A 3,275-nucleotide genomic window follows, 5' to 3' on the forward strand; every position below is an offset into this window, starting at 1 on the left:
CCCCCCCCAGAACACCGCCCCGCCACACCCGCCCGCACCCGCTTGGGGGTTTTATTTCCTTTGGGGGACCTTCCGCCGGGGCCTGATAATAAAAAGCGACCCTGTGATCACCACCAAATCGAGTGAGAACGGCAATCCAGGCACCACGGTGACACGGCCAAACACCGTGATCTCCGCGCCGTAGAGTGCCCCGATACCGAAGGCGGCCACCACAATCAGGCAAAGCAGAAGTCCGACCCCAGGTGCCCACCCCACGCGGAGCGGTGTGATCCTGCACACGAAAAAGGCCACGGCGTATACCGAAAAGAGGTGGGTGAGGAACCACATCGGTACCCACGCGATGGTGTCGCCGTTGCCGTAGAGAATGCCCCAGAACCGGCGACCGATCTCGTCGCCGCCACCCACCCAGTGCCACAGAAGCAGCCCCCCCAACACCACGGCGTAGGGTTTCAACAAGGCATCGGCCTTCTTGCGCAGGAAGGTGCCGGCATCCGCCCGCCAGGAAAAAAAGACGCCAGACAACACAAAGAAGAGCGGCAAGCGAAACAACGCCATCGGCTCGACCACCGCGTTGAAATAGTATTCAAGCGGACTGTGAAACATCGCCACTAACACAATCGAAATGCCCTTGGCGATGTCGATGTGTTCGGCTCTCGCGCTCGTGCCCCTCATGCGCCTGCGTTCAACCCTCGTGGTTGTCTTATTCGACGTGCGCGACCGTGTCCGGTGCACCGTGTGGAGCTGCGTGCATCACTGCGACCCCGATACCGGTGTTCGAGACAGCGTTGCCAACAACGGTGCCTGCCCCCGTCCACTGACAGGTCGTTTCGTCCCCCGGTCAGTGGGTGCCAACGTCCACGCCACACGCCTTCGGAAACTTGGATGAAACGCCATGCAACCCGCGCCTGACACCGGGTGTCGACCACACGCGATTTACCCGGCTACACAGCCTACGGGGCCAGCCGCACGCTGGTGACGCACGTGTCAGGTGCCACTCAGTATACGGAGGGAGTTGGACATTCTTGTGTGAACCAGGTCACACCGCCGGTGCCGTGCAAGCGGACTCCAGGACAACTCTGGTGCCCGGTCGTGCTGCCGGCGGCGCTCTGCGTGAGGTCGGGCGGGGCGCTGGAGCGGCATCGGGTGGACGGGCACGGCGCGGCGGCCACCCGTGGCGGTGTCGCGCGAGCCGGTGTGGTTTTACGCCCACAGCCGCGCACGCCGTCGCCGGCTGCTTCAGGCGCTGGCGCCGGTCCCGCTGGGCAAGGTGATCCGACCCGACGGCGAACGCGTGGCCTTGCCGGCGGCAACCGCCTCGCCCTGCAAGTAGGCTGCTGTGCTGTCACCGACGCGGTAGCGCGCTTTCAAGGTCGCGCGCCCCAGTTTCGTCAGCTTGCCCGCGTCCAGGTCGGCAAAGAGCTGTGCCCGCACGGCCTGGGTGCGTGCGGTGGTTTTGCGCGCAGGCGGTTGCGGGTCGCGACGGGCGCCGGACGACCGAGCGAGTTCGGCGATCTCATGGCGCAAGGCGGCGTTTTCCGCTTGCAGGTCGTGCAGCTTCGCGATCAAGGCGCGCACGAGCTGGGGCTTGATGCCCTTCGCCGCACGCCTGTCCGGTGTGGTCGATTCCACGGTGATGCCCTCCGTTGGCAAGGTCCGTTTCCATCCGGGACGTCGCAAGATGTTTGCCGATCAAGGCAACCTGGGATGGCACGGTGCGACAGAGACAGACAGCAATGGCGTCTACCGGTCGAAGCGGCACCGGGGCACACCGCGTGTGCCAACTGAGCTGCCGCCACAAAAAAAGCCCCGGAACGGGGCCTGTATTGTGTCGCCGAGTGGTGCCCGGGGCCGGGGTCGAACCGGCACGGTGTTGCCACCGAGGGATTTTAAGTCCCTTGCGTCTACCAATTTCGCCACCCGGGCAGGCGGTGCGCCGACCCGCGTAGTCTAGCACCGGCGCGCGATGGCACGCCGGCACCCGGCTCAGTTCTGGCAGACGAGGCGGTTGTCGAGCAACAGCTCGATGCGGCGGTTCAGGGCGCGGCCCTCGGCAGACGCGTTGTCGGCCACCGGCTCGGCTTCACCCGCGCCGCGCACGGACAGGGTGGTCATGAAGCCGGGCAAGCCGCTGAGGTAGTCGGCGACCGCCTGGGCGCGTCGCTCGGAGAGGCCCTGGTTGTACTCGGCACTGCCCCAGCTGTCAGTGTGACCGACAACTTCGACGATCAAGTCCGGGATACGGCCCAGCGCCGCACCCACGCGGTCGAGCAAGGCTTGTGCGTCGGCGTCGAGTTCGGCGCTCTCGGACGCGAAGTCGAGGCCCTTGACCACGCGGCGCACCACGCGGCAGGAGTAGTCGGGTTCAGGGGCGGCCGGCGAGCTGATCAGTGCCGGCGTCGGCGTGGCGACGGCGGTGGACGTGTCAACCGCAGGTCCGGCGTCCACACTGCGGTGACGACCACGCAGGTAGGCGCCCACCGATACCCCGAGCCACTCGGCGTCGCTAGAGAGCCGTTCGTAAACCACCTGGGCGAGCCAGCGGCCGTTGCCGCGCCACTGCGCGCCGGCACCAACGGCCAGCGAGACGTCGTCGTCGCGGTCGATCTGGATGGCCGCGTCACTGGCGTCGTTGTCAATGGCCGCGAGGCCACCGCGCGCGAACAGGTTCCACCGGCTTTCAGCGGGCCGCGCCAGCCAATCGGCGTTCACGCCGACCGCGCTGTAGTCGACGTGGGCGTCGGGCACCGCGACGTTGATCGCCGGGTTACTGTGCAGCAGAGACGCTGCGCCGAGGTCGGTGTAGTTCAGTTCTACCCGCACCCGCGGTGTCAGGTGTCTGCCGATGAAGACCCGCCAGCCGTCGTCGCTGCCGTCCGACACACCCCAGCCCGAGGTACCGCCGTCCGGATCGAGATCACTTGTGCCGAGGCCCAGACCGCCATACCACCCGGTGTCGAAAGAACCCGCATCCTCGGCCTGCAGCGCGGGTGCGCCAAGCGTCAGTACCACGGCAGCAGCGCAGGCCGCACGGTGCAGTGTGCGCCCGGGCCAGGTCACGGAGGTGGTCAGGTCTGTCATCGTTCTTGTCCCCCTGAGGACAGCTGGTCTCGGTTGAGCACCACCGCTGCGCCAGCCTGGGGCCACGCGGCGTGCCGTTCCGATTCGCCATGCAAATCGGTGTCCAGCTGGTGGGTGTCGCGGGGTGAAGCGCACCCAGTGACTTGCCGTGCTCGCAAGTTTGCTCTAGCATTCCGGATCTTGTGCGGCGCGTTCCA

At 66.6% G+C, this 3,275-nt stretch carries 3 protein-coding genes and 1 tRNA gene; all 4 read right to left on the reverse strand.

The window, feature by feature from the left end:
* Positions 1–51 precede the first annotated feature (51 nt).
* Positions 52–732, reverse strand: a complete 681-nt coding sequence (locus AAGA11_22875) for an acyltransferase family protein (GenBank protein ID MEM9605719.1) — start codon at positions 730–732, stop codon at positions 52–54.
* A gap of 504 nt (positions 733–1,236) precedes the next feature.
* The gene (locus AAGA11_22880; protein ID MEM9605720.1) at positions 1,237–1,629 is read right to left on the reverse strand and encodes a hypothetical protein; all 393 of its coding nucleotides are present in this window, start codon (positions 1,627–1,629) and stop codon (positions 1,237–1,239) included.
* A 207-nt stretch (positions 1,630–1,836) separates the two neighbouring features.
* A tRNA-Leu gene (locus AAGA11_22885) sits at positions 1,837–1,923 on the reverse strand.
* A 60-nt stretch (positions 1,924–1,983) separates the two neighbouring features.
* Positions 1,984–3,078, reverse strand: coding sequence for an OmpA family protein (locus AAGA11_22890; GenBank protein MEM9605721.1), 1,095 nt, complete (start codon positions 3,076–3,078; stop codon positions 1,984–1,986).
* Positions 3,079–3,275: the final 197 nt, after the last annotated feature.

The sequence above is a fragment of the Pseudomonadota bacterium genome (assembly GCA_039196715.1).
In the GTDB taxonomy this organism is placed as follows: Bacteria; Pseudomonadota; Gammaproteobacteria; order CALCKW01; family CALCKW01; genus CALCKW01.